Origin of the sequence: Paenibacillus sp. AK121 (assembly GCF_019042715.1) — a bacterium.
GTDB lineage: Bacteria > Bacillota > Bacilli > Paenibacillales > Paenibacillaceae > Paenibacillus > Paenibacillus polymyxa_C.
This window is the reverse complement of the sequence record NZ_JAHPJM010000006.1, coordinates 185,363-212,216: the sequence shown is the minus strand read 5'-3', so window position 1 is coordinate 212,216 and position 26,854 is coordinate 185,363. Positions and strand designations below refer to the sequence as shown.

The following is a 26,854-nucleotide window of genomic DNA, read 5'->3' as shown; positions in this document are numbered from 1 at the left end:
GGAGTAAGTTTCTTTAATGTGGAGGGATGACCATGAGTACATTGCAGGATAAGGTAATTGTGATTACAGGTGCATCCAGTGGGATTGGCGCCCTTTGCGCTCAGTTGTTAAGCGCAAAGGGCGCGATTCCTATTTTAACAGCACGCTCGCAGGAGCGATTGAAGGAAGTATCTGCGGGAATCAGCGGCAGGCATGAGCTGATCCCATTGGACGTTACCTGCCAGGAGCAGGTAGAGGCTGTTGCTGCACGGGTATTGGAAGAATACGGACGGGTTGATATATTGCTCAACAATGCAGGTTACGGAAAGTTTGAGTATTTTAATGAAACCGACCTGACAGAGTTTGAACAAATGATGGACGTGAACTATATGGGGGTTGTTCGCTGCATCAAGGCATTTCTGCCGCAAATGACAGAGCGGAACGATGGGCAGATTGTGAATGTAGCATCGATGGCCGGTAAAATCGGGACAGCCAAATCGTCTTCTTATACGGCCACAAAGCATGCGTTGCTCGGTTTCAGCAATGCGCTCCGGCAAGAACTGCGCGGAAGTGGAGTGACCGTAACGACGATTAACCCCGGGCCGATTGATACACCGTTTTTTGAGCTGGCAGATCCTTCAGGGGGTTATGTGCGGAATGTTGGCTGGTTTATGCTAAAACCTGATAAGGTAGCACAGCATATCGTAAGGGCGATGGAGCTCCGCAAGGAGGAGGTTAATCTGCCGCAGTGGGTATCTCCTTTTCTCAAGCTGTATCAATTAGCTCCCAGACTGATCGACAGGCTGGGGCATGGTGTGATGAATAAGAAATAATAGATGTCCCGTAGCCATTAGGTGTGGTGAGGGACATCTTTTATTTTGGTGATTTGGTAACAGGGCTATTTTCGCATATAATGGAGAGTAACGAATTTACGTATAGGGGTTGGACCTTTTCATGACATTGAATTTTGAAGCGCTCGGCGTTGAACAAGATCTGTTAGACAAACTGACCGAGCATGAAATTACACAGCCTTCGCCAGTTCAGGCAGAGGCTATACCGGAAATAATGAAGGGAAAGCATGTATTGGCGCGCTCACAAACCGGTACAGGCAAAACACTGGCTTATTTGCTACCGCTGCTACAAGCCATTGACCCACAGAAAAAGGCTACACAAAAGCTGATACTGGCTCCAAGCCAGGAATTGGCCATGCAAATTGTACGTGAGGGTCAGCGCTACGGAGAGCATCGTGGAATCCGTGTACTAGGTTTGATTGGTGGGGCGGCAATCAAGCGCCAAATCGAGAAGCTGAAGGATCATCCACAGCTTGTGGTAGGCACACCAGGACGTGTACGGGAACTCGTCGCTTCGAAAAAGCTGAAGATGCACAATATTACAACTATTGTCATTGATGAGGTGGATCAGATGTTCCAACTCGGCGGAGCAGGCGATGTGACCAATATACTAAGCTCTGCCCAGCGTGATCGTCAATTGGTATTCCTGTCCGCAACGCTGAATAATGAAATTCAGTCATTGGCACAACGGGAGATGCCTGATTACGTAGAAATCGGGATTGATCCTGACCAGAAGACGGCCAGTGGACTGGAACATTACTACTTTGTATCCGAAGAACGGGATAAGGTGGATATGCTGCGCCGTCTGGTACGGCATTTTAATCCGAGAAAAGCGCTGGTGTTCGTAAATACGACCAATGCCATCGGGGAAATTGAAGCCAAGCTCAAGCACATGGGCCTAACTACGGCATCCTTGTATGGAGATGCAGATAAAGTCACGCGCAGCAACGTGTTGGCTCGGTTCCGCGAGGACAAGCTCAAAGTGCTGGTCGCTTCGGATGTGGCAGCCCGTGGTCTGGATATTGAGGGGCTTGAAATGGTCATTCATTTTGACCCGGCTACGGATAGTCAAGCTTATGTTCACCGCGCAGGGCGGACAGGACGTATGGGACGCAAAGGACTGGTGGTGTCGGTGGTGACCGAGCGCGAAACGTTCATCATGCGTAAGTTTTCTCGTGAGCTGGGAATCGATATTGCAGAGCGTGCGTTGTACGGAGGTCGAGTTGTAGTGCCGCGCCCGGCGGATGCCAAGCGTGCCCCTGTAAGGCCATCTGAGACTAGATCCATTTCCAATGGAACAGTGACGGAAAACCGCAAGACACCTGTTCGGACTGAAGCAGGGCGTCCAGGCAGGAATTCCGTGAACGGTTCAGCTCCAGGCAAGAGCAAAGGAGCAGCCTTATCCAAAGCAGGAAAGGCACAGCGCGAGCGTGATCGTAAAAACAAGGGTGCGCCAAGATGGCTGAAGGAAAAAGGATCAAAACCGAACGAGTAAGGGAGAAGAGGGGGAGCCATGGAACAACAGCCTGTGTTGCAAATTAACGGACTGACCGGTGGATACAGCGCCAAACGCCCGGTACTACATCAGATTTCGCTCGATGTGAAGCCGGGAGAAATGGTGGGACTGATCGGTCTGAACGGGGCCGGGAAAAGCACGACCATGAAGCATATTTTGGGACTGATGACACCGCAGGCCGGAGAAATTCGCGTACAGGGGCATAAGCAGGATGAGAATCCCGAAGCGTATCAGGGAGCTATTGCTTTTGTACCCGAAGCTCCAGAGCTGTATCCTGAAATGACAGTGATGGAGCATATGGAGTTTACGGCTAGAGCATACGGAGTCAGCGAAGCAGATTTCCGGACGCGCAGCGATCAAATGCTGGACTTGTTCCGTATGCGGGATAAAAGCGGAAGTATGTCGATGCATCTCTCCAAAGGGATGCGCCAGAAAGTGATGATTATGTGCGCATTTTTAGCGGGGCCGCCGTTGTATGTCATAGATGAGCCTTTTTTGGGTTTGGACCCGCTCGGCATTCGTTCCCTGCTTGACTTTATGTTGGAGATGAAGCGTTCGGGTTCGTCTATTTTGCTCAGTTCTCATATTTTGTCCACGATTGAAAATTATTGCGATCGTTTCATTGTGCTTCATCAGGGTGCCATCATCGCTCAGGGTACGTTGGACGAAGTGACAGCACAGGCGGGTAAGCCGGGCATGCCGCTGGAAGATGCATTTTATGAGCTGGTACAAGGCAGGGAATGAGCATGGATTTGCAACGTTTGCATAAAGAAAGACGTCTAGCGTTCTGGGGACAGGTGCTGCCTTATCTGGGCTATGTCATTCAGAGCGGCCTTGCAGTGGTCTTCGGCTTTGCGCTGATTGCCTTTGCCGCATGGTACACGTCCTTGCTGATGCATATTCCGCCGGATTTGCCCATCCGCTGGATCATGCTTATTGTAGCTATTCCAATCGCGCATGCGAGCTTTCGAACGTATTTGAATGAGGCAGATATTGTCTTCCTTCGTCCCCAGGAGCACGCGATGCCCCAGTATTTCAAGGCCAGCCGGATTCGAGGTGTGGTATATAAAATATTCGGTTTGCTGCTGCTGTCCATTATTTTGTGGCCGCTGTATATCCGCAGTGATGCTGCGCCTAAGCCGCTGCTACTGACTCTGCTGCTGTTCGTGCTGCTGAAGCTGCTATTTAGCTACGGCGGCTGGCAGGAGCTTCGCATGGTATCGGTTGGCGGGAGCGTAGGCTATCGTCTCCTGCGGTGGGTTCTGGCTGTGCTGATGGTAGCCGCATGGCTATGGCAGCCTCCGCTACACAGCGTGCCATTTATCGTGTTGGTTGGCGTGGTGTACGTGCTTGTTCTGCGTTTACCGGTCAAACTGCTAGTGGCTTGGGAAAAACTGATCCGCACAGAGGGCATGCAGGCTGCCCGCGTGATGCGTACGTTGGGCTGGTTTGTCGATGTGCCTGCCCTTACGCAGAGAGTGACGCCGCGCCGCTGGCTGTCCTGGCTGGGTGGTAACATACCTTGGAACAGAAGGGGAGCGTATCGTTACCTGCTGTTTAAGACGTTCTTGCGTACAGAGCCAGCAGGCATTGTCATTCGGTTAGGTATTCTGGGTCTGTTAATTATATATATCACCCATGCTAGCTGGATTGGTATTGCCGTATATTTATTTTTTATATTCCTCATAGGTGTTCAGATCACTTCTTTAAGACAGTATCACAGGGATTCGTTGTGGCTTCAGTTATATCCGATTCCTGCGCATAGTCGCCGTGCGTCTTTTCTTGACTTTGTTGTTCGGTTGACGTTGCCGGCTGCGGTGGTGCTGTGGCTTCCTTTTCTGGCAAAAGGAACGGAGGATCTACTGTCTACAGTGCTTATATTGGTTGGGGGAGTCCTTGTTGTGTTCCTGCTCCGTGGTACTCAAGCCAAAAAATGGCGTTTGGACGGACAGGATGAGGAAGAAGTGTGACCCATATCTGTGTGCATAAAGTAAAGGCTAATTCGCAAGCAGCAAAAGCTGAGCTGCCTGCGGATTAGCCTTTTTTGTACGTTCGCTGCTATGGTAGTCGTGGGTGCAGATATCCGTCTGCTTTAAACGAAGATCGTTTTGCTGATGATAACTAACAAAATGAACAGCACCAAAATTGTTCCTGTGCTTGTGAATGCGCCATAACCACCGTAACCGCCTCTTGTTTCTTCTGCTCCCATGCTCATTCTCCTCTCGGTCATTGTGATAAAGGATACATCGTATCTTATGAATTGGGTTTTTGGATTGCGTGGGCCAATGTTCTGGTGTGTTGCCGAATCGCCCTATATTTTTCATCAGATGCAGGAGATGAGAGAGGAAAAGGTACGTATTATCGAGAATAGAAGAAGTATGTAATCATTATCACTTGGAAAGTGGGAAAGACGAGATGCTGGTAGATAAGCTGCTCGTGAACATATTTCTTGTGTTTGTACCGTTACTCGTATATAGCGCTTTGTCGGATCATCGGCATAGGAAGCATACCCCGCTGCTTATGGGAGGGGTGCTGGGTGTTTCTTCTGTGCTTTGCCTTATGTTTTCGTACATTTGGTACGGATTATATTGGGATCTTCGCTATGTTCCTTTGATCCTTTCTGTTTTATATTTTGGTCCTACGGCAGGTCTAATGAATGTGACGCTAATGGTAATGGCTCGCATGTATGTAGGCCCTGAGTCTATGGTGGTGGGGCTTCCGAGCATGATGTTGTGTTATTTGGGACCTCTCTTGGTAAGAAACAAATTTATGCAGCTCAAAAGCATGTTGCTTCGAATGGGCATGAATATGGTAATGAGTATATGGATTACTGGGGTCATGCTGATTTTTCTTTTAATACATTCTTGGATCAATGGCAGACTGGATGAGGATGAGATTGAGCTGATCCGTTCAATACTCTGGTTCGGTGTGATTCAATTCCTAAGTATTGGAGCTTCTTCTTTCTGGATGGAGTTTAGTTTGGAGCGAGAAGAAATGAGAAGAAAAATTAAATATGCCGAGCGTCTGAATACGTTGGGTGAACTGGCAGCCTCTATGGCCCATGAAGTACGGAATCCTTTAACCGTCGTAAAAGGGTTCCTGCAAATGGTCCAGTCAGGATTAGAAGGGAAAAATCGCAGATATGTTGCTTTGGCACTGGCAGAAGTGGATCGGGCTGAAAGAATTATTAGCGATTATCTGAACTTATCCAGACCGCAGATTGGAAACACAGAACGGATGGATCTGTCTGGCATGGTTCAACAGATCGTTTTGCTTCTGAAGCCAATGGCGAACAAGCAAGGCGTAAGGCTGTATACAGAGCTAAGGAATGAAATTTACATACATACAGATCGTAACCAGCTGCTACAGGCGTTAATACATGTGACGAAAAATGCGATTGAAGCTGCGGAAGATGGAGGCAGGGTATACATAAAGCTGACGGTTCAGGAAGAGCAGGCATGTCTAAGTATTAGGGATACTGGAAAAGGCATGAGCCAGGAGCATCTCGAACGAGTGGGTACATTGTTTTTTTCAACCAAAGAGGTAGGAACAGAACTGGGAACGGTCGTTTCCTTTCGAATTATTGAAGCCATGAACGGGAGTATACGCTATGAAAGTGAGCCCGGAGTCGGAACGGAGGTCGTCATCCTCCTGCCACTGGCACAGGAATCTCTGCTCGCTGCGGAAGGATAATTGTGCGGACGTGTGATGGACAATAGTCAGCCAATCAAAAGCGGTATGCCCTAATATCTGGCATACCGCTAGTTATGCTATATATTTAACCTGATACAGACAGATTAGGCGTTTAACAAATCTTGTGCGCCACGATAAACAATGTCATATAGGTCTTCCAGATACTCTTCTTCGATACATGAGAACGCAATACGGAGATCGTATTCACCCAATGCAATCGTGCCTACCCCATATTGCTCCAGCAAATGAGTGCGCAGTCGTTCAGCAGACAAGCCGTTCAGCTTGAGACACATAAAATAGCCTGAATTGAAAGGATAGTAGCTCCATACATCCCCGTATTTTCCGCTATCGAGCAACGCTTTGACTTTATTAGCCCGCCCCTTCATAATTTGGAACTTTTCATTCTTCTGTTGCTCAAAATCGGGTGATTTGAGGGCATCCAGTACGAAGGTTTGAGATGGGTGAGGCCCGCTCGAAATCGTTGCCCGGATAATCCCTAGTGTTTTTTGTTCCAGCGCACTCAGTACATCCTGATGCTCCGAAGCAAAGGTAATGAATCCGACACGGAAGCCCCAAACGAATTCTTCTTTGGTAGCTCCGTCAATTTTGACTGGTAAAATTCTCGGATGAAGTCCGGCTAGCTGACCGAATAATGATTCATGCAGGGAGTCCTCGAAGAACAGGCCAAAATAAGCGTCATCTGTCACAACTACGACATTGATGCCTGCTTCCGCCGCTTCCTGAATGGCAGCGACAATAGCTTTACCCTCTTCAATGCCCGGTGTATAGCCTGTCGGGTTGTTCGGGAAGTTCAGTACAACGATCGCTTTGCCGTATTCTTTCTGCGCTAGTAGCGCCTCGCGTAAACCCTCACTATTAAAACGGTGATCCTCTGTGAACAACGGAAAATTCACCAAACGTCCATGACGGCGAATACCGAAAGTCAGTTCATAGTTCTCCCAGTTTTTATCTGGATAAATGACAGCATCTCCTTCATCCGTAAACAGGTCGGCAACGATGCTCAAACCGTGGGTCAGCGCGTTCGTAACTACAGGAAGGCCGTAGCCTTTTCCAGCCAGCGAAGGATTTTCTTTCAGCATTTTGTCACGCCATACGCTACGAAGTTCAGGTTTGCCCGCAGGGGGAGCGTAAGGATATAAATCCTTGGGACTATAAGCGGACAGCTTCTCCTGAATTACCTCCAAATGCATAGGGCCATTGCCTTCAGTAGCAATCCCGATCGTAGCATTATATTTTTTAGCAAGTTTCCCTGCCTCGGCAGATTGACTCAAGATCCCTTCTTTTGGAAAATAAATCTCTTTACCTAAAAGAGAAAGCATTTGATATACATGCTCGTTGCCTGTCTGAATGTTTTGATTTAACTGCGCTGCCAGTGGATTCATTCCCGTTTCATCCTTCCAAGTCATTTTGATTACATATTATAGCATTACACACGGTAAGCGTCACGCACAAGCATTAGGGGGCATAAGAGCGTATTTTTTGCTTAATCGTGGCGCTGCGCTTATATTATAAAATAACGGGATAACAGGACAACCAGAGATGAACAAAAGGAGGTGCAGATTTTGCTGGATACATCTGCGTCATCGTTTATCCTGCTGCCGGCCTTTGCCAAAATTGTGTGCGAGCCGGGCTGGAAATGGCAGGTACGCGAGAAGCCGATGCCAAACTATGATTTATTTTATGTATGGAGCGGAGAAGGGACGGTTGTATTAAATGGGGAAGCCTATCCGGTGAGCAAGGGCAGCTGCTTTCTGTTCAAACCGGGAGACGATACCCGTGCCACACATAATCCGCAAAAGCCGCTCATACTTACTTATATTCATTTTGATCTCACCGAACAACCCAAGCAAATACCAGCCAGCTACCGTATGCTGGAGGAAACGTTCGAGGTGGAGCATATGCTTGCCAGATATGTCCGTCTGCGTCTGGAGCGTGCCTATGGGGCTGATGAGGAGGGCAGGCTGATCCTAAAGCAACTGATGATTCATCTGCTGCGTGCAGACCGGAAGGAACCGCAGGAGCAACAGGCCAGTAACCAGCTCACCGAGGTCATTCGAGAAACGGCTAACTACGTACGGCAGCATCCGGGACTTCCTCATCGAGTCGAGGATTTGGCAGCACGTGCAGGGCTGTCACCGCGTTATTTTTCGATAAAATTCAAGGAGTTGCTAGGTGTTTCTGTGCAATCTCATATTATCAGCATGCGGATTGAGCGCGCACAGCACCTACTGCTACATGCCGGAATGAATGTGACTGAGGTGGCGGAGGCTTTGGGATACCGCGACATCTTTTTCTTCAGCCGCCAATTCAAGCAGTATACAGGAAAAAGTCCGTCTGAGATTCGATAAGGCTATTAACGCATGACGAATATAAAGGATAAATCAAAAAGGACCGAAGCAGTTACGCTGGGTCCTTTTTCATATGAGCCATTTGAATCATTCGATCCGAATGCTTAAATGTGCAGCTATTTTTTTGTTACAATCCTTCATTTATGCCTTAGGATCGTGTCGAAAGCTACCAAGACGTTGTCCCATTTTCACCACATCCCCCAGCTTCAATGCGGGGTCTGGCTCAAATGTGCCGTTTTCAGTCAGCAAAACGACGGTTGAGCCAAATTCGAAATAGGCGAGATCGTCACCTTTTGTCCATGAGACCGCTTTTTCATCCGTATATTTGATGCTGCTCACATTCATTGCGCCAACCTTGACGACCGCCACCTCACCATATTCGTGGGCCATGTACGTAATCTGTCGTTCATTGCGACTAAGAACTCCCCTCATATGCTGCAAGCCGAAGTCATTCACTGGGTATACTTTGCCGCGCAGATGCTCCTTTTCCACCAGTGTACCGGATACCGGTGCATGAATGCGATGATAATTTGACGGGCTGAGATAGAGCACAAAAGCATAGCCGTGTGTGTACTTCTCAAGACGCGGAGAGCGATTAAGAAGCTCTTCCAGCGTATAGTCTTGCCCCTTGACATTCAAAAGAGTGCCAGACGTAATTGGGCCGGTAAAAGTAATTCGTGCATCCACCGGACTGGTCATCACCTCGGCGTTCGTATCAATCGGGCGCATGCCCGCTTTTAATTTGCGTGTAAAATAGGCGTTCAGGGAGCGATATTCTTTCCAATCCTGTTCCGCCTCATGCGTCTGGATCTGGTACGTACGTATAAAGGTGGGGATAAAAAGTCGGCTTGCACCGCTTTGCGCGAAGGAGCCCACAATCCGGCACACCCACTTGCGCGATGATAGCTCCGTCATAAGCCGCAGCCACTGTTTTGCCATTACAGATCCCCCTTGTTCATTTCCGAGCCGTCTTGGCCGGAACCTGTCCGGCCGCTCTGAACTATATTGACACAGAATGTGACGTAAATCAATACAGGGGACGGCCTGGTGAACGTTCAGTGCCTGACGAAGACATTCGTTCGAGAAGCCAACGTGCGTAAGCCATTGGCTGAGCGTACGTTTCTTTCCAGACATTACTCATGCCTGCCTGGCTAAAGCCATAGCGCTGATCACGACCATTGCATTCGATAAAAACAATCTTGCCTTCATGGGTAATTCCCAGATCCAGTCCGACATCGGCCAGACGGGGCAAGTGTTGTGCCAATCGGTGGACGATTTGCAAGGAGAGTCTCTCTAGCTCATTCATCAGCCGGGCTATGTTTGAGTTTTGAACTGTCCCTGTTCGTGATAACACCTCTGGTAGGGAACAAGCTGTACCGCCTTGGGCTACATTCGAGACGAAAGTGTGGGATGGAGCAATTTTGGCAAACATGCCTGTTACCCCCCAGATTCCGCCATATCCACGCTGAACGGTCACACGGATATCGAATGGACGATTGTCGCACAAAGCAAGCGGAATGGTTTGCTGTACGATATGAGGCACATGCATCAGTCGCTTATGCAGAAATAAAGGGAGCTCTCCGACCTTCAACCGTAGGGTGGACCAACGTTCAGATATCGTTGGATGAGCACATTGCAATGTCCAGCTTCCGCTGGAATGCCTCAACCGCATAATTCCTCTACCTATGCTACTGCTACTGGGTTTAATTACAACATCCCCGGTTTGTTCCATCAAGGTACGGATGGAAGACAGGTTGCCTTGCAATGTTTTGGGAAGGTGGGGATGTAGCAGAGGATCTTCCTGTAGAATTGCATGTATATGGTCTTTGCCGAAACGGTTTTGTTCATTAAAAATATAGAATCCCTTGTGTACCAGCCTGTTGATATCGCGGGCATTTTCATTTTGCCGATAGAGAGTCCGATTGTGGATGACTGGCGGCAACGGAAGAGTCATCTGCCGATACTCGTTACCGTTTTTAACAAAAGCCCGGCATGTTCCGGTCGATATATGAATATCTTCCAGACGAAGAAAGCAAGGGATTAGCTCGTAGCTTAACCCGGCTTCCTCGTAATTGGCGATAGATTCATAACGCGTCCTCATGACGGGAATGCCCCGGTAAGTTGCCGGGTTGAGCATGACGCCGACATGCAACATGAGTATGTCCGCCCTCCTTATCGTCAATCCAACTGACCATATTGTGATTCTAGTCCATCATATGTATCAAAGATCGGCCAGGCATGGACGCTAGCCTTGCGATATGCCCAAAGTAATAAGCCAAGCACCTTTCAGAGCAAGAAACGATATGATACAAGATGAGTGTTGAAGGGTGAGGGAATAAGGTAAGGAAAGTAGGTGAGGTGATGCAGAGGCTGAAGGTAGCAGTCATTACACCGGGATCTTTTGTTATACCTTCGCCCCGCAGCAGTTCTGTGGAGCGGGTAATTGCTCGTATGGTACCGCTGGCTAGCCATAAGCTTCAGGCACAGATCTATGGCATAAGAGGAGCAGAAACACCGGATCACGGCGATGTTGACGGAATTCCTTGTAGGCGCTATACGCGGGGGGCAGGTTATATTCCCGAGGTAATCGCTGATTTGAAGAGATGGTTGCCTGCGGTAATAGATGTACACAACCGCCCCGCAGTTGCGTATGCCATTCGCGAGGCTTTGCCCGATAGCAAAATTGTGCTGACTTTGCATTCCACCACGTTCATCCGGGAGCCTCACCTCAAACGGAAGGACATGGGTAGGCTGCTGTTGTCGATGGATCGTATTATTGTGAACAGTGCGTATTTGGGGGCAATCGTGGCCTCTGACAGTCCCGATGCGGTCAGAGAACGCATCGTCATCAACAAGCTGGGTATTCATCCTGGCGATTTCCTGCCACGGTGGACTCCTGCAGCAGAAGCGATCAGGTCGGCACGATTGGACGATTTCGGCTGGTCAGGCCGCCGAATCGTGTTATATGCAGGCAGACTGATGCCAGGAAAGGGAGTTCATCGGCTGCTAAAGGCCCTGCAGCGTATCGTCCATACCTGTCCAGACGTGCTGCTGCTCATAGCAGGGAGTGCCTATTACGGTCACGACCGCCTCACGCCGTACACCGCAGCATTGCATCGGCAGATCCGTAAACTAAGGTTGGCGAGGCATGTGCACTTCCTCGGCTATGTGCCGCATCCGGCATTGGCCTCGTTATATCAGTTAGCCGATGTAGCCGTTGTTCCTTCTATTGAAGCTGAAGCCTTCGGGCTGGTCAATCTGGAAGCCATGGCGGCAGGAGTACCTGTGGTAGCATCACGAATCGGTGGTATTCCGGAGGTTATACAACACGGCAAGACAGGCTGGCTTGTTTATCCGTCACGCGGCGAGCAGGAAATGGCCGACGCCATCACCAGGTTGCTCCAGCAGCACGACTTACGGCGACAAATGGGAGAAGCCGGGCTGGACGAGGTACGGAGGCGATTTTTATGGCAGCACTCCGCCCAACGCTGGGCTCAATTTATAACAGACTGCGCAACTGAGTGACGTGGTCGCGGTTACGTGCATAGGCTATCTCATAGGCATTAGGCCATGATTCCCACCTGGGTGAATGAAGCGGAGCGACCGCTGGTTCACTCCTGTGTCAAAGGAGCGGTCATCATGAACCATCGCACGAACCATAGCCCTAAGGATAAAAAAATAGCACGGCGTAACCTTTCCAATACAGTCCCCTCTCCCCGTGTAAACAAGGAAAAAACGGCTTCGCCTGCTGGCAGTCCCAGACCCACTCAGCGTGGAACGGCAAGGGTACCTGTTCCCGTAGAGAAGGATACCCCGGTGCAAGCTATAGAGGAAGCAGCATGGAAAAAGCATAAGCTTCCCAAAACGCTGGAGGAAGCGATGCAGATGAATCGAGCATCTGTGCTGCTGCTGTCTGTGCCTGACTCAGATACCGAATACGGAACGGATCACGACATGGCGTCTATGAAGACGGAAGGTCAGACCGAGCAAGACTCGTTATTGGATTGCTCTATAACCAGTATTCATATTGCGGAAGGAAGACAGCGTTCAAAGCAGCGAATGCGCTTGCCAGAGCAAGATACCCATCTAGTTTCTCAGACTGAAAAAGAATTAGGTCGGAATGCCATTCATGTTGGCTCAGTGACCGATGACGGGACTACTGACAGTGAAGTGACTTTACCTCAATTTGGCAGCACTTCTTTTTATCTTTCTGCACAAGAAGTTACAAGCAAAGTGAACGTTGTGTTTGATAAGCCTTTTATAGACACGCAATATGCAATCACCGCCAATGCGAGCGTACCGGGAGTGATAGTGTCCGTCACACAACGACAGAGGCATTCGGCAGTGCTTACAGTGGAACGCAGACAACCGGGTCAGATATGTGAGGGGTGGATTCTCTGGATTGCGATGGGGACATCATAGATAATAAATATACACAGCTTTTGTTTATGGTAATGTTAGAACAACCTCAGACACTGAAACAGGAATGAAAAAACGCCATTCTTTCCTATGATTATAAGGAAAGAATGGCGTTTTTTTACTTCTTTTTAATCGGCAGAGCATAATAGCCAAAAGCTAAATCGAGCGAAGGTAAAGGAGCTAATGCATGACATAAAAAAAAGCTTAGTACAGCTTGTTTTATAGTCATGACCTACAAATATGACACTTTGACACTACCGTATGTGACAGATAACAAGTTAGATTCGAAGGGCAATTCATAACGTATTAGCAAATAAAATAAAGAATAGGAGAGAATCAAATGACGAAAGAATCAGCTCGCAAAAGGTTGCAAGATTTCTACTTTTTGTTGTTTACCTTCGGATCGGGACTGTTTTATTTTTGCTTCTATTTGGTCAGCATTACATTTGCGTTGGGGATGACGGTTATCTTCGTGGGCATTCCCTTGTTGGCGTGTGTGTTGCGAACAACTCACACGTTTGTCCAATATGAACGCATTCAGACGAAGGTTTATACGGATATATCGATAGAGCCAATCCTGACAAGGACAAACAGTGGAAGGGATAAATGGATGAAAGCGAGAGAAGCCATTCTTAATAGTAGTAATTGGAGGGCGGTTTTTTGGCTTATGCAGAAATTTTTTATTGGGGTGATCAGCCTTATATGTGCCGTTATACTGTACATAGCTCCGATCGTATTTATCGTTACACCGATACTTTTTCAACATCTTGATATATACTTATGGGGATTCGCTGTAGATTCATGGGAAAAGGCTATATGTGTCATGCTCGCTGGGTGTATTCTCGTCTGGATCAATACTCGCATTGGAAACAGCTTAGTTCAAATAGTCGGAATGTACACGCATTCCATGTTTAAAGCTATTAAGAGGTGATAATTTGTTTACAACCTGGAAACAATGGCTCTGGTATGATTGGTTATTGCTTTGTATACGTTTTGTCATCTGGTTTTCATTGATGATAACTACTATCCAACACCAAGACCATTTAACTGTGCCCCTTTGGATCATCGTTCTTTGGGAAATTGCCGCATTTTCAATACCTTGGATTTGTTTAATGTTCAGTTATCGCTACTATCTGCTTACTGAGATGGTTTTGTTTGGCGGAGTGTGCTTCTACTTAACCTTATTATTTCCGGCGGCATATCTTGCATTTTTAATGCCAACTTTCATGATCGCGGCAAATAGTGCTCATAAATCATTCCGTTGGTCGGGTTCTATCACAGTTGTTTTGTTTCCATTGCTCATTGCAATATTTTCCCCAGGAACAGATCTATGGGCGATTATCCCACAAATCGGTCTGGCTTTTGCGATAGGATTTTCCTTCCACTTACTAGTTTCTAATTACCGCCAAAATGAAATTATACGCAATCAGAAGCTTGTGCTGGAACAGTACCTATCTCAGATTGAGCAGATTACTTTGTTAGAGGAGCGCGACAGACTTTCCAAAGATTTGCATGATACGATGGGGCATTCCTATACCTCTATCATTATGGGGTTGGAAATATTGCGTACGGAATTAGCAACAAAAGATGGAGAGCAGAAAATCGACTCATTATTGCAATTAGCCCGTAACAGTATGGAGGAAGTGAGAGCCTATTTGCATCAAATAGATTCACCACAAGAATCGCTTCCCTTGACTGTTACTTTGCAACAATTAGCAGAGGAGTTCCAGAAACATGCAAAAGTGAATGTACGCACTCGAATAATAGGGGAAGAGTACATAGTCTCCAAACAAGCGAAAATGACGCTCTATCGGTGCTTGCAGGAATCGCTGACTAATGCTGTGCGCCACGGACAATCCACCGAAATCATTGTGTCACTGCATTTTGAGCCACAACAAACAAGATTGGATGTGCAGGATAATGGTCGCGGAGTGGAGGAGTGGAAGGATGGCTTCGGATTAACTGCAATGAAAGAACGTGCGACACAGTTACAAGGGAGAGTCACTGTATACTCCGAAAAGGGCGAAGGGACGTTCATCTCATGTGTGTTACCCAGACTGATACAATTGTCCGATGAACGAATCCGCTTGTGTATCGTCGATGATCATTCGTTTATCCGAGACAGTCTCCATACCATCTTGGACGGACAAGAGGACTTGCAGGTAGTGGGGGTGGCTGAAGATGGAGAACAAGCAGTGGAATTGTGCAGAAGCCTGAATCCAGATTTGATATTAATGGATTTGGAGATGCCCAATCAGGATGGGATTCGTGCGACCCAAATAATCAAGGAAACATGGCCTGACATTCGTGTCCTCATCCTGTCAACGTTTCAGGATACAGAGAGGGCGAAGGAAATCATGCAAAGCGGTGCTGACGGGTATTTGCTGAAATCCATAGAGTCGCGTGAACTGGCTGAAACGATTCGCCTCGTCTATCGGGGAGGCACGGTAATTAACCAAGATTTGTTCCATAGAATGTGGGACGGAAATGATGAAGAAGAGTCAGTCGGACCGAGGTCAGATGGAGAAGAGTATGGCTTAACGAAACGTGAACTAGAGGTTTTGAATCTTTTATCTCAAGGAAACCGTTATAAAACAATTTCTGAGAAACTTTACCTATCCAACGGCACAGTAAGAAATTACGCCTCCACTCTCTATGACAAGCTGGGAGTCAACAATCGAGAAGAAGCCGTGCAAAAAGCAAGAGATGCCGGATTACTTTTGTAAGAGAAAAGGGCGCCCCCTTGAGGGGGCGCCCTAAATAAGGGGGGGAAGGGGTGCAGACTTGTACACTGCACCCCTATTTTTCGTCCATGGTATGGGCAGGGCCAAGTAACAGTTGCACAACGGCAAAGGTTCAATGGACGAGAATCGTGAAGAGGATGGATATGATTTAGTTTACGCCTACAGCGTCAAAAGATTTGGCAGCTGCAGTTGCTTCTGCTGAGTTCGCCCCGTACAGATCTTTTGCGGCTTGGATCACAGCAGCACGTGCGTTGGAGAAGTCGGAAGAAGAAGTCAGGTAGTTCGTAAAGGCACTGTAGTAAATTTGCACCGCTGCATCACGGCCAATTCCATTTACAGTTACGCCATGGAAATTACCACCTTGTGCTAACAAGTAGTAAGCTTTATTGATAATACCGCTGTTGGTGTGAACACCGCCGTTATCGGAGCTGCCTCTGTACAGGTTGGAATAGTGATCTGGTTGATCGTACAGGGTTGGATTGGACATTGAGCGAAGGGCATCGCCTGCAATGTTTGGCGTGTAAATATCATCGCCTACAAGCCAGTTTTTGCGCTGAATGTCATTACCGATAACGTCTGAGAAAGCTTCATTCAATGCGCCGGACTCTCCGTAATATTCCAAATTCGAAGTATACTCTGTGACACCATGCGTAAGTTCATGTCCTACTACATCGGGGTCCCCGCTGAAGGCGATAAATGTGCTACCGTCTCCATCTCCATAAGTCATTTGGGAGCCGTTCCAGAAGGCATTGTTGTAGCGGCTACCGTAATGGACCGTCGAACGAAGTTGCAGACCGCGCCCGTCAATGCTGTTGCGCCCAAATTTGGCTTTATAGTAATCATAGGTTTTAGCAGCATACGCATGGGCGTCCACACCAGCTGGATCATTCCATACATTATCAGCATCTGTCAAAATGGTACCTGGGATGCTTTGACGGTTGGAGGCCGTGTAAGTCACGATTCCGTTACCGCGTGTTGTATCTTTTAACTGGTAGCTACTGCCGGAAGCGGTAGTAGTGAACGATTTGGAATCACCAAGCACACCTTTACCTGTGCCTGTCGCTTCATTAATGATGTCATACTGGAATACGATGCTGCCGTCATTGGCATCAATAATGTAGCGGGTACGCAGTGGGGCAGGTTCTAAAACATTAACTTCTGTTACATAAACCAGCAGCAGGTCATCCCCTTTAGGGTAGTAGTAGAGTTCTGCTTTAGGATCTACTTCAGGCTGCAGATTAGCGATTTTGGCAATGGAACTTTTTTCTGGTTCCACCGCTTCAATTTTGCTATCTTTCAGGACAGATGCCTGATCAAGACTCAGCTCGTCCTTATCAACAGAAAGCGTTTTGTCGTTGTTAGCTGCTTCGGCGTAAGTATCTTTACTTACACTGCTTGGCTCCTCAGCGTCTTTAGAAATAGTATCGTCGGAGGTAGGGAGGGCTTCAATCCGTGCAGCTGCTTCTTTATATGCGGTGTAGACCGCTTCAGAAGCGCTGATTTTTGGAGTTGTACCTTGCGTAGCTTCTGCCTGCTGATCCTCATTAACCACCGCTCCTAAGTAAGAGGTGACCTCACCAGATTTGCCCACATGAATAGTTTGTTCAGCTCCATACACGGGAATCCCGTTTACATACTGCTTCAGTCGATAATGGCTTACACCGGATTTGTCGCTTGTGCGATCAACGATTCGGAATTGTTCACGTACACTGGAGCTATCCACACCCAGCAACGATTTCTTTTGTCGATTTAAATAGCTCCATACAATGTCATCCCCCGATACCGAGGTAGGTGCTTTCCATTGCTCGGCGTGGAAGGTCGGTGTAAGCTGAGCTGGCCCCGAAACGGAACTCTCCGCAGATGCACCAGACGCGACAGACCCTAATAACATAGCTCCTCCAAGAAGCGAAACCCATACTTTTTTCATTAAAATTCACTCTCCTCGATTAATGTCAGGATGAATTATCCTGTTTTAAATAAGGCATTACGCCATTTATGTAGGTCGTGTTGTCGTCTGGGGTAGAAGAATGGAACATGAAGAGAAATACCGAAGTGTTATTCATGAAGCGTGCGTGAAAAGAGGGTACTGCATTTGAAGCAAGTAGCCTAAAAAGGTAACAAACTCCTCCCTTCCTGTCGTATACAAAGATAGTGGAATAAAAGCGGATAATGGAAAAAAGTTGCCTTATGCAAAAAAAACAAAAGTTGATTTTTCGAACTCCCATCATCTGGCTCTGATATTAGCACAGAGAATGACGGACGAGAAGATCTATGTAACAAATTTATCCAAAATGATTCTTTAGACCCTAAAAACTCATTTATTTAATAGGAATAATAAGTTTTGTAAAATAAAGTCGAAAATTGCTGTGTCGAAAAGACTCCACGCTTGCCGTTACACACGGCGTTTGGACCGCATAGGTTATGTTGAACTGTCCTAATCATGCTGTTCATCTATACAGCAGCAAGGGGGGTGAGACGGGAGCATGAAAAAGCGTGGAAGAGCTGGATTCAAGACCAATCGGAGGAGGCATTCCAGGGCTTACTATCATTCTAAGATGTGGCTGCCATTCCGAATGCCGAACATGGATAAGAAGCCGATAACCCCTGATAAGAGCGAGGTTCTCGATACGGAGAGAGGGACACAGATCGGCGGAGCGCGGCCATCTGAACCGCCATCAGTGGGAAAGGTTCTCGTATCTGTCATTATTCCGGCCATGAATGAGCAAAGAACAATCGGAGCTGTGATTCGCGAAGCGCGCCATGTCCATCCACAAACAGAGGTTATCGTTGTTGAGAATGGATCACACGATAGAACGGCGAAGGTAGCTGCGGCGGCGGGGGCTCGTGTACTTTCCTTCCCGGAACCGCTCGGACATGATGTTGGCCGTCGTATTGGAGCGGAGGCGGCATCCGGACAGATCCTGCTTTTTCTGGATGGTGATATCGTCATTCCCTGCGTCAGACTTCGGCCATTTATACAGGCCGTATGTGCAGGAGCGGATGTGGTGCTGAATGATTACCATGGACCTGTGAATCGCACGCCCATACATCCTGTAGTTGAGGCAAAGCATGTATTGAATATCTTGTCGAATCGTGCTGATTTAGGGGGAGCCTCTATGACTGGTATTCCACATGCCATAAGTCAAAAGGCTTTAAAGGAAATAGGTCTAAAGTCCTTGGAAAAACCTCCGCTATTTCAAGTGATGTCCATCGTCTCCGGGTTGCGAGTGGTGACTGTACATGGAATAGCTGTCGGTAGAATGAACGCAACACGTAAAAAACAGAACGGCAAGGACCCGCTGGCAGGTGTAATTGTCCAGGATCACCTGGATGCCATTGCCTGGCTTACATCACGTCTGGGAGCACGTGCGGGATATACGGATTTGGAGCGCAAACGGATCAGAGATGAGGTGAAAACGTGACTAGAGCGTATCGCAGAAGAAAGCGTGAAGACCCGGGCTGGGGGCTAAGACGTGTACAGCGAAAACGAGAAACGACGGCTTCGATGCATAGCCGCCGGGTGAGAAAACCCACCCCTCGGGCGCAAGAAATACCCGAAGTCAATCTGACCGAGGAACGTGAAGCCCCCAGTGATATAGTATTGCAGGGGACTGCAGCAGCCGTGGTCAGCGTCTGTAATGAGGAGGCTACGATTGACCGGGTACTGGGCGAGCTGGAGAAACTTCCGCTTGCGGATATCATTGTTGTATTGAACGGCTGTACGGATGGTACGCGCTCCGCCGTAGCCAAACGTCATCCTGGTGCGACTCTCGTTGACGTACCGGATCGCCTGGGGCATGATGTTGGCCGTGCGATAGGCGCACGTCTGACGCAGGCTGATATTGTGTTGTTCGTGGACGGAGATTTGCCGATTCCAGCGTCTGATTTGCTGCCTTTTCTTCAAGAGGTCGATCAGGGAACGGATGTGGCGCTTAATGATCTGGGCAGACATTTGCCTCCTTATACCCAACAGGACAGCGTAACACGGTGCAAAGGGTTTCTGAACCGAGTATTGCGCAGGTCGGATCTTGGAGCAAGCTCATTGACCGCTGTGCCGCATGCATTATCACGGCGTGTGCTGAATCAACTTGGGCCAGCCGTGCTTGCGGTACCGCCGAAGGCCCACGCGATGGCGATTCTGCATGGCATGATCGTGGCAGCAGTACATGCTGTCGATGTGATTAAAACAAACCGCAAGCGGACCTTCAATGTCGGGAAAGGGAACGCTATGGAGCAGTTAATCATCGGCGATCATGCAGAGGCGCTGACGGCAGTGTTTCAGGTAGCCGGGTATTCTCTGCTCGGGCCTGTTCCAACACGGGTAGACGTTGCCAAAGGGAGGAATGCACGATGAGTCTGACGAGCATCATTATTCCGACTTATAATGGCCTTCATTTATTAAAGCCGTGTATCGAGGCGATTCGAACACATACGATAGATGCACCGTATGAAATTATTGTTGTGGACAACGCTTCGAATGACGGGACGGATGATTTTTGTGCATCCGAGCGGCTAATCAGCATACGTCTTCCTGAAAACAGGGGCTTTCCGGCAGCTTGTAATATGGGGCTCCGTCTGGCTTCGGGCGATCAATTCGTCATTTTAAACAATGATGTGACGGTTACACGGGGATGGCTATCGAATATGTTGGCTGCTTTGCACAGTGAAAGCACAGTGGGACTGGTGGGACCGGTGACGAATTACATCAGCGGTATTCAGCAGATTCATGGAATAGAAGGAGATTTCGCCAGCTGTCTGAGATATGCGGAGCAGAATAATATAAGCAATCCCTCCAGATGGCAAGAGGTCAAGCGGCTAGTCGGGTTTTGTCTGTTGTTCCGGCGTGAGCTGCTGGAACGGATTGGATGGCTGGATGAACGATTCAGCCCCGGACATTATGAGGATGACGATTATTGTCTGCGTGCACGCGTACATGGCTATAAGCTGCTCATGTGCAACGACTGTTTTGTCTATCACCAGGGAAATGCGAGTTTCTCGCGCTCGGAAACTTCTTGGCTCGAAGAGCTGATCGAGCGGAACTATCGATTATTTATAGAAAAATGGAGCATAGATCCCAGAATGTTCATTGAAACTGGGAACGCTGCGATCCCATGCACTGAACATGCTGTCGAAGGAGGAAGGAAGATATGAAAGGGATTATTCTCGCAGGAGGAACCGGGTCGCGTCTTCATCCGTTGACTACATTACTCAACAAGCATCTGCTTCCAGTCGGCAAGTATCCCATGATCGTATATGGTATCGAAAGGCTACGGCAAGCGGGGATTACCGATATGCTCATTATTATTGGTAAACAATCGGCCGGACTGTACACTGATTTTTTAGGCAGCGGCAGTGATTATGGTGTCCAATTGACATACCGGATTCAAGAAAAAGCGGGCGGCATTGCGCAAGCTCTCGAATTGGCAAGAAGCTACATGCAGTTAGAAGAGAAGTTTACTGTTTTGCTAGGTGATAATTTGTTCAAGGAAGACTTGGGACCTGTCATCGAACGCTTCAAACAACAGCCACCGGGGAGCGCCAGGGTCTTGCTGAAAAAGGTGGCAGATGCCCGTCGTTACGGGGTGCCCGTGTTTGATCCCGAGCGCCCGGAGAGTATTACGCGGATTGAAGAAAAGCCGCAGCATCCCCAGTCCAAATATTGCGTTACGGGTATCTATATGTACGATACTGCCGTATTTGATAAGATCCGGGAAATAGCGCCTTCGGCACGTGGTGAGCTTGAGATCACCGATGTTAACAACTGTTATGCTGCTGAAGGCAAGCTGGAATACGATATTTTACGGCGCTACTGGAGCGACGCAGGAACCTTCGATTCCCTTCAGGAAGCTGGAGTGAAAATGAAGGGACTTCTACCTTGATTTCACTGAAACACCATTCAGCCGGGCCAGGCATATAGTATAGGCATAATGCCACCCGGAGGAGTGAACGGCATGAAACGCCTGAGTACGCAAAGGAAACACAGCAAACGGCTCGGAAAGAAGGGCTATTGGTCAGGATATAACAGGGGCCAGGAACAAGGCAGGAAGTTGGGGCAGGCTTCGTTCGGCAAGATTTTTGAAGGCGTAAGTATTATCATTCCGTCCTGTAATCAGCTTCAACAGCTCCGTGCTTGCATTCACCATATTGAGGAGAATACGAGCCATCCTCACGAAATTATTGTGGTAGACTGCGGCTCGACGGACGGGACACCTACCTATTTGCTCCGTAAAAGCATCGCTGTACGCTATGCGCTGTTAACAAAGGATGTTCAGATGATCGGCAGTTTGAATCAGGGACTGATGATGGCAAAAGGTACAACTATTGTCGTACTGGACCCAAACTCGATGGTGACTCCTGGCTGGCTGGACCGGTTGATGAGCTGTTTATACAGCGATTCGCGTATGGGAGTTGTCGGTCCTGTAACGAATGGTCCATTCGGAGAACAGCAGGTTGAGGTTCCTGATATGAATAAAAATGAAGTGCGTCCATTTGCCATGGCCCATAATATTCCCAACCCGGATGCATGGCGAGAGACTGAAAGCCTGGCCGCATTTTGTCTACTACTACGTAGAGAAACTTTGGTAAAGACGGGATACTGGGATGAAGGGTGCCACAGTATTGAGGAAGCCCATGCAGATTGGTTGCTGCGCGTACGCTTGTTGGGGATACGTATGACAATTGCCGGAGATGCGTTTATCCATTTTGTAGAAAGTGATCGGGATACGGTTTATGGTTTTCCTCAAACGACCGAAAGAATCGGTTCAACGGAGGAAGGAAGCCGGAACCGATCCTTTTTTGTCCAAAAGTGGGGGGACGCGGATAAGCTGTTCCACCACCCGGAATTTGGAACAGCAGAGCCAGACGGCCAAGGATTATCAAGTAAGGAAGCACACTTATCAGCAGCAAGCTTTTATCCCGTCGGAGCGCTTGTTCAGGGACCGTCCGGCGCAGTATTTCGGATAGAGCCGGGAAGTAGGCGGCTGCTGCATGAAGCCAGTGCTGCGGGAGGTAAATACGTGCATCCCGTTAGAGTGTCTCAGCTTGATTTATTGGCGCTTCCCTTGGCAGATGAGCCGGAGGCGATGGTGTCCGGCGCCGCTGATGCCCCCCCTGTAGCTGTGGCGCATGAGGAACCCTTGCCTGTGCTGGCGGCTCCTGAGCTGGGAAACATGTCCATGTTGCCCACACTTCATATCCCGGCTCAACGCAAGCGATGGATCGAGTTACTGTATGCTGAAGGTGGGCAACTGTACCAAATCGGCAACGGTTGGAAAAGACCGTTTCTGACCCTCTACGCTGTGATGAGCTGGCGGGCTGAGGACTATCCAATTCAGTTTTTGTCCTCCGAAGAATTGTCGGCATTGACGGAGAAGCAACCTATTATTGCTCCACCAGTGCTACGAGGGCATTTGTGATGTCGAATAGGCTTTTTTAGGCGGAACCGACTACTCGCTGCGGCATACGCTGTAGTAGCGGAAAGCCCGTAGGTATTTCGTGCGTTCCGCACGGCGGAACACATAAAGGAGGGGCTTATGCATAACGAGTTAGATGATTTGCTGATCCATATTTCGCACTCGCAGCAGCAGATGTCGAGGCTGCTGGATGCGGAACGGCAGGTGGTCGTGCGCATGGCACAGATCATACATGAACTGCCGGATGAGGAGCCGCGTTTTGATGGAATTCCGGGCATTATTGATAGCTCGGGACAAGTAAACAAAAGCATTGTTGCCTATTTGAACGGTATTGCCGACCTTCAGGAAGCAATGGCTGAAATGCTCGTTCGTGTCGTGAAGGAGACGGCATACCCGGAAGAGGAGTAGTGTAACAATCGAGGGTAGGGAGTGAACACATGAGTAGGGAAAAAGCAATGATTCACATGCTGGACGCAGCCTCTAAGATGCAGCGGAATGTGTCTATGATTCTGGAGGCCAAGGCGGTCGAAGCAGAAAAAATGCGTAATTGGACGCTGAACCATCTGGCGCCTCACGCATTTGACACCGATGAAGAGCAGTTGGGACGGCCTTTGGAAATTCACGAGCAGATGGTGGAAATGCTGGAGGGATTAACCCGGCTTCAGACTGGACTATGCAGTAATCTCAAAGCATTGCTGGACCAGGATGAGCAGCAGGGTGGCGGAATGGAAGGGATGATGGGAGGCATGGGCTCGGGGGATATGAACTAATGAGCATGAGGCGTGAACGTGAGATTAAGCTGGATATGATGGAGTCTATTGCTGCCAGCCAGCACGCCGTTGCCCGGATGCTGACCAGTCTTGCGGACTTGACGCCCCATGCGGATATGTCGGCTCCCCGTCTGGAAGAGACCATCCGTATACTCAGCAACTACCAGGGAGAAATCACGAAAATGTTGGCGGGTATTCCTTTGAGAAGACAGGTATATGGGAAACCAACGAAGCCATGGCTCCATGTGCCTGTTCAAAAAAATGAAACCAAGACGAGAAAGCAAAGGAGGAGTGAAAATGAGTACAAGGTGGGAACGCACAGCTCGAGACAAAGCCCGCAAAAGACGTAAAGATGCCCGGCGTTCTAGCATTCGTAGATTAAAACGGAGAAGAAGACGTCTGCTTGCTCTTAGACGCCGTAAAAGGGGGCTTAATTCAGTACGTAGAAGACGTTCTCTTCTGCGGCGGCGGAAAAAACCTCAAGCTAACCCGGCCGCAGCTCCTTCTGCGGAGAACCCACAACCCGTTCCTGTTGCATTAGAGCATGACCCGCAGGCATTCCAGCAGGGATATGATGCTGCTTACAATGAGGGTTTCAATTCAGGCTTTGCCAAAGGTTATGAAGATGGCCACCAGGTCGCTTACAAGGCACAGTAAACTATGAAAATCATCTATTACGGTTAACCCCCGAAGCCTAGCAGCTTCGGGGTTATTTGCGTTTGGGCAGTTGGACGGGCAAACGCCAATTTTGTCCGGGCAGTGGCAGTCGTCCATGATGCGTTTGACCCCTGTGCATATAGTTTAGGAGTGACAGAAGTTTATCCTACAACAGGACAGGGTGAAGGATGTGAATGATCAACGAAGCGGAAATGAACGCGAAGCATACCGATGCGGCTATCGGGAAGGACGCAGAATGGGCGGTTGCACGGCTGCTCTGTCACAGGTCGTGGCAATACAACCTGCTGTTCGCCAGTTGAAAGTGTTGTATATTCCGCAAGGTTTCGTAGCTATAGACACAGGTGTGCAAGAGGCATTAAGCCAAATATGCAGCTCGTGCGCCATCGGTACTCCTGCCACGATGCTGGCTGACGCTAAGGCTCACCGTCCAGATCTCGTACTGGTCATGAATGGGCTGCATGTGTTTCCGGACGATCATCTGGAGCAGGTACAACAAATACGAGCCATGGGCATTCGGACGGCCATATGGTTTGTAGATGATCCCTACTTTACGGAGGATACGGCGTTGATCTGTCAATCCTACGATGTCGTTTTTACGCATGAAAATTCTTGTCTGCCGTTTTATCGTGATCAGGGAGTAACGAGGGTCCACTATATGCCGCTTGCTGTGTCAGCCCGTATCTTTTATCCCCGGCGGGTAGAACGTGAACATCAGCATGATATTTGCTTCATTGGAAATGCCTTCTGGAACCGTGTGAAGCTGTTTGACTACCTTGCTCCCTTCTTGGCGGATAAAAGAGTGCTGATCGTAGGTGGGCACTGGGATCGGCTGACCCGGCGGGATGTGCTGGAACGCTTTATCCGTCCGGGTTTTATGGAGCCGGAAGAGACCGCTCGATATTATAACGGTTCCAAAATTGTCATCAATATGCACCGCCCGACAGACCCCGGACTGGATAATCGGAATACACATCAGTTGTCAGCGGAGTCCATCAATCCTCGGACATACGAAATTTCTGCTTGCGGGACGCTTCAAATGACGGATGTGCGGAAGGATCTGAGCCGTTATTACCAACCAGGCTATGACATTGAGACCTTCTCGGGAGCAGAGGAACTGAAAGTGAAGCTGGACTATTATCTCAAGCATGACTGGGAACGCGAACGCATAGCTTGGCGCGCACTGCACACCACCATGCAAAAGCATAGGTACTCGAATCGTATGGAAGAATTGCTGGACAAGGCGATGGCCTAAAGTAAACACCATAAACAGTGAGGAGTGAAAGTGATGACGATATCTACGACAGGACCGTATGACCCAGCTGTTCACCAGACGGCGGCGGCCTCCTGGGAGAAGGGGAGAGCTGCGGGGATCCATGACGGATACGACGAGGGATACCTGCGCGGACGCGCTAACGCGATTGTCTCGCGAACAAAAGCAACGTTCCCTTTTCGACAGATCCATGTACTGTATGTCGTCTCGGGCAAAGGCCTTCCGTATTCTCCGCTGGATGAGGCGGTCATTACCACATTGCAGAGCATGACGGCTCAGGTTACCGTAACAGACCCGCGCCAGCCGGTAGGAGATATTGCTGCTCAGCTTCGTCCGAATCTGATGCTGGCACTGGATGGGATGGATCTACCGTTAGAGCAGGTTGCTGCAGTACGCCAGTTGGGCATTCCCACTGCCATCTGGCTGACGGACGATCCCTATTACACCGATACGACGACCAAAATGGTGACGAATTATGATTATGTGTTCACCTTAGAAATGAACTGTATAGAACTGTATCGTCAATTGGGCTGCACGTCGGTGCACTACTTGCCATTCGGGGCATTTTTGACTCACTATTTTCCACTCAGCTCGCCTGCTTCAGTGCGACGTGAGATTGGATTTACAGGCTCAGCCTACTGGAATCGCATCTATTTCTTCAATCCGATTATGCCGCAGCTCATGGCCCGCAACATTAAAATCAATGGAATCTGGTGGGATCGTCTTCCGGATTATCAGTCGTATGGTGACAAAATTGAGCTGGGCCGCTGGATGTCTCCGGGCGAGACCAATGATACGTATAACGGCAGCAAAATCGTAATTAATCTTCATCGTTCCCATCAGGATGATTCGGTGAACAACAACTCACTGAAAATTCCGGGGATTTCGCCAAATCCTCGCACGTTTGAAATTTCCGCCAGCGGGACGTTGCAACTGACGGATACAAGAGACGATCTGGCTCGTTTTTACAAGCCAGGGGAAGAGATTGAAACTTACAGTTCTCAGCAGGAACTGCTGGAGAAGGTTGAGTTTTATTTGACGCACGAAAAGGAGCGCCGTGAGATTGCTCTGCGTGCTCTGGAACGAACCCTGCGGGAGCACACGTATGGTCACCGGATTGACCAAATGCTATCGGTCATCTTCCCATAAGATA

26 protein-coding genes are annotated in these 26,854 nt (G+C 48.7%); 21 read left to right on the top strand and 5 right to left on the bottom strand.

The genetic code is table 11. The features are described 5' to 3' along the window. Nucleotides 1–32: 32 nt before the first annotated feature. The 4 genes from KSP24_RS13420 to KSP24_RS13405 all read left to right on the top strand — a co-directional run bounded on the left by KSP24_RS13420 (nucleotide 33) and on the right by KSP24_RS13405 (nucleotide 4,316). Complete coding sequence (locus KSP24_RS13420) at nucleotides 33–812, top strand: SDR family NAD(P)-dependent oxidoreductase (RefSeq protein ID WP_216975386.1); 780 nt, start codon at nucleotides 33–35, stop codon at nucleotides 810–812. Nucleotides 813–933: 121 nt separating this feature from the next. Next, entirely contained in the window at nucleotides 934–2,325 is a 1,392-nt protein-coding gene (locus KSP24_RS13415; RefSeq protein ID WP_216975384.1) for a DEAD/DEAH box helicase, read from the top strand. A gap of 18 nt (nucleotides 2,326–2,343) precedes the next feature. Further along, nucleotides 2,344–3,090 carry an ABC transporter ATP-binding protein gene (locus KSP24_RS13410; RefSeq protein ID WP_013372855.1) on the top strand — a complete coding sequence of 249 codons (747 nt, stop codon included), beginning with the start codon at nucleotides 2,344–2,346 and terminating at the stop codon, nucleotides 3,088–3,090. Between the two features lie 2 nt (nucleotides 3,091–3,092). Continuing rightward, entirely contained in the window at nucleotides 3,093–4,316 is a 1,224-nt protein-coding gene (locus KSP24_RS13405; RefSeq protein ID WP_216975382.1) for an ABC transporter permease, read from the top strand. A 122-nt stretch (nucleotides 4,317–4,438) separates the two neighbouring features. Here the strand turns inward: KSP24_RS13405 and KSP24_RS13400 are convergent, their stop codons facing one another. Further along, complete coding sequence (locus KSP24_RS13400) at nucleotides 4,439–4,555, bottom strand: hypothetical protein (protein ID WP_013372853.1); 117 nt, start codon at nucleotides 4,553–4,555, stop codon at nucleotides 4,439–4,441. Between the two features lie 206 nt (nucleotides 4,556–4,761). Here KSP24_RS13400 and KSP24_RS13395 point away from each other — a divergent pair, with 206 nt between their 5' ends. Further along, the gene (locus KSP24_RS13395) at nucleotides 4,762–6,039 is read left to right on the top strand and encodes a sensor histidine kinase (RefSeq protein WP_216975380.1); all 1,278 of its coding nucleotides are present in this window, start codon (nucleotides 4,762–4,764) and stop codon (nucleotides 6,037–6,039) included. 104 nt (nucleotides 6,040–6,143) lie between these two features. Here KSP24_RS13395 and KSP24_RS13390 read toward each other — a convergent pair whose 3' ends face one another. Then, the gene (locus KSP24_RS13390) at nucleotides 6,144–7,442 is read right to left on the bottom strand and encodes an aminotransferase class I/II-fold pyridoxal phosphate-dependent enzyme (RefSeq protein ID WP_025674060.1); all 1,299 of its coding nucleotides are present in this window, start codon (nucleotides 7,440–7,442) and stop codon (nucleotides 6,144–6,146) included. Between the two features lie 180 nt (nucleotides 7,443–7,622). Here KSP24_RS13390 and KSP24_RS13385 point away from each other — a divergent pair, with 180 nt between their 5' ends. Beyond that, the gene (locus KSP24_RS13385; protein ID WP_016820055.1) at nucleotides 7,623–8,408 is read left to right on the top strand and encodes a helix-turn-helix domain-containing protein; all 786 of its coding nucleotides are present in this window, start codon (nucleotides 7,623–7,625) and stop codon (nucleotides 8,406–8,408) included. A 141-nt stretch (nucleotides 8,409–8,549) separates the two neighbouring features. On the opposite strand, the gene asd is transcribed toward KSP24_RS13385, so the two are convergent. Beyond that, nucleotides 8,550–9,347, bottom strand: coding sequence for an archaetidylserine decarboxylase (gene asd, locus KSP24_RS13380; RefSeq protein ID WP_216975378.1), 798 nt, complete (start codon nucleotides 9,345–9,347; stop codon nucleotides 8,550–8,552). 88 nt (nucleotides 9,348–9,435) lie between these two features. After that, complete coding sequence (locus KSP24_RS13375; protein WP_216975375.1) at nucleotides 9,436–10,563, bottom strand: YheC/YheD family endospore coat-associated protein; 1,128 nt, start codon at nucleotides 10,561–10,563, stop codon at nucleotides 9,436–9,438. Nucleotides 10,564–10,769: 206 nt separating this feature from the next. Here KSP24_RS13375 and KSP24_RS13370 point away from each other — a divergent pair, with 206 nt between their 5' ends. The 4 genes from KSP24_RS13370 (at nucleotide 10,770) to KSP24_RS13355 (ending at nucleotide 15,553) form a co-directional block, all read left to right on the top strand. Then, nucleotides 10,770–11,933, top strand: coding sequence for a glycosyltransferase family 4 protein (locus tag KSP24_RS13370; protein WP_216975374.1), 1,164 nt, complete (start codon nucleotides 10,770–10,772; stop codon nucleotides 11,931–11,933). 114 nt (nucleotides 11,934–12,047) lie between these two features. Further along, complete coding sequence (locus KSP24_RS13365) at nucleotides 12,048–12,830, top strand: WIAG-tail domain (protein ID WP_058711994.1); 783 nt, start codon at nucleotides 12,048–12,050, stop codon at nucleotides 12,828–12,830. Nucleotides 12,831–13,167: 337 nt separating this feature from the next. Continuing rightward, nucleotides 13,168–13,758, top strand: coding sequence for a sensor domain-containing protein (locus KSP24_RS13360; RefSeq protein WP_216975372.1), 591 nt, complete (start codon nucleotides 13,168–13,170; stop codon nucleotides 13,756–13,758). Between the two features lie 4 nt (nucleotides 13,759–13,762). Further along, a complete protein-coding gene (locus KSP24_RS13355) occupies nucleotides 13,763–15,553 on the top strand; it encodes a helix-turn-helix transcriptional regulator (protein WP_064963434.1) in 1,791 nt (596 codons plus the stop codon). 166 nt (nucleotides 15,554–15,719) lie between these two features. Here KSP24_RS13355 and KSP24_RS13350 read toward each other — a convergent pair whose 3' ends face one another. Further along, nucleotides 15,720–17,498, bottom strand: a complete 1,779-nt coding sequence (locus KSP24_RS13350) for a M4 family metallopeptidase (RefSeq protein WP_025675931.1) — start codon at nucleotides 17,496–17,498, stop codon at nucleotides 15,720–15,722. 556 nt (nucleotides 17,499–18,054) lie between these two features. On the opposite strand from KSP24_RS13350, the gene KSP24_RS13345 reads away from it, so the two are divergent. The 11 genes from KSP24_RS13345 to KSP24_RS13295 all read left to right on the top strand — a co-directional run bounded on the left by KSP24_RS13345 (nucleotide 18,055) and on the right by KSP24_RS13295 (nucleotide 26,850). Next, nucleotides 18,055–18,993 (top strand): glycosyltransferase family 2 protein, encoded by a 939-nt coding sequence (locus tag KSP24_RS13345; protein WP_216975370.1) that lies wholly within the window; start codon nucleotides 18,055–18,057, stop codon nucleotides 18,991–18,993. After that, nucleotides 18,990–19,925 (top strand): glycosyltransferase family 2 protein, encoded by a 936-nt coding sequence (locus KSP24_RS13340; RefSeq protein ID WP_216975369.1) that lies wholly within the window; start codon nucleotides 18,990–18,992, stop codon nucleotides 19,923–19,925. The genes KSP24_RS13345 and KSP24_RS13340 overlap by 4 nt, the downstream gene beginning before the upstream one ends. Then, complete coding sequence (locus KSP24_RS13335; protein WP_216975367.1) at nucleotides 19,922–20,722, top strand: glycosyltransferase family 2 protein; 801 nt, start codon at nucleotides 19,922–19,924, stop codon at nucleotides 20,720–20,722. Before KSP24_RS13340 ends, KSP24_RS13335 begins: the two co-directional genes overlap by 4 nt. Continuing rightward, nucleotides 20,719–21,450, top strand: coding sequence for a sugar phosphate nucleotidyltransferase (locus KSP24_RS13330; RefSeq protein ID WP_058830443.1), 732 nt, complete (start codon nucleotides 20,719–20,721; stop codon nucleotides 21,448–21,450). The genes KSP24_RS13335 and KSP24_RS13330 overlap by 4 nt, the downstream gene beginning before the upstream one ends. 72 nt (nucleotides 21,451–21,522) lie before the next feature. Continuing rightward, nucleotides 21,523–22,986: a glycosyltransferase family 2 protein gene (locus tag KSP24_RS13325; RefSeq protein ID WP_216975365.1), complete on the top strand. Its 1,464-nt coding sequence runs from the start codon at nucleotides 21,523–21,525 to the stop codon at nucleotides 22,984–22,986. Between the two features lie 117 nt (nucleotides 22,987–23,103). Then, a complete protein-coding gene (locus KSP24_RS13320) occupies nucleotides 23,104–23,391 on the top strand; it encodes a hypothetical protein (protein ID WP_013372834.1) in 288 nt (95 codons plus the stop codon). Between the two features lie 29 nt (nucleotides 23,392–23,420). After that, the gene (locus tag KSP24_RS13315) at nucleotides 23,421–23,753 is read left to right on the top strand and encodes an alpha-helical endospore appendage domain-containing protein (RefSeq protein ID WP_013372833.1); all 333 of its coding nucleotides are present in this window, start codon (nucleotides 23,421–23,423) and stop codon (nucleotides 23,751–23,753) included. Further along, entirely contained in the window at nucleotides 23,753–24,103 is a 351-nt protein-coding gene (locus KSP24_RS13310) for a hypothetical protein (protein WP_129549923.1), read from the top strand. Before KSP24_RS13315 ends, KSP24_RS13310 begins: the two co-directional genes overlap by 1 nt. Then, a complete protein-coding gene (locus KSP24_RS13305) occupies nucleotides 24,051–24,410 on the top strand; it encodes a FliH/SctL family protein (RefSeq protein ID WP_155617182.1) in 360 nt (119 codons plus the stop codon). Before KSP24_RS13310 ends, KSP24_RS13305 begins: the two co-directional genes overlap by 53 nt. Nucleotides 24,411–24,591: 181 nt before the next feature. Next, a complete protein-coding gene (locus KSP24_RS13300; RefSeq protein WP_013372830.1) occupies nucleotides 24,592–25,683 on the top strand; it encodes a CgeB family protein in 1,092 nt (363 codons plus the stop codon). 33 nt (nucleotides 25,684–25,716) lie between these two features. Beyond that, on the top strand, nucleotides 25,717–26,850 hold the full coding sequence (locus tag KSP24_RS13295; RefSeq protein ID WP_090738366.1) for a CgeB family protein: 1,134 nt from the start codon (nucleotides 25,717–25,719) through the stop codon (nucleotides 26,848–26,850). The last annotated feature ends 4 nt before the right edge of the window (nucleotides 26,851–26,854 follow it).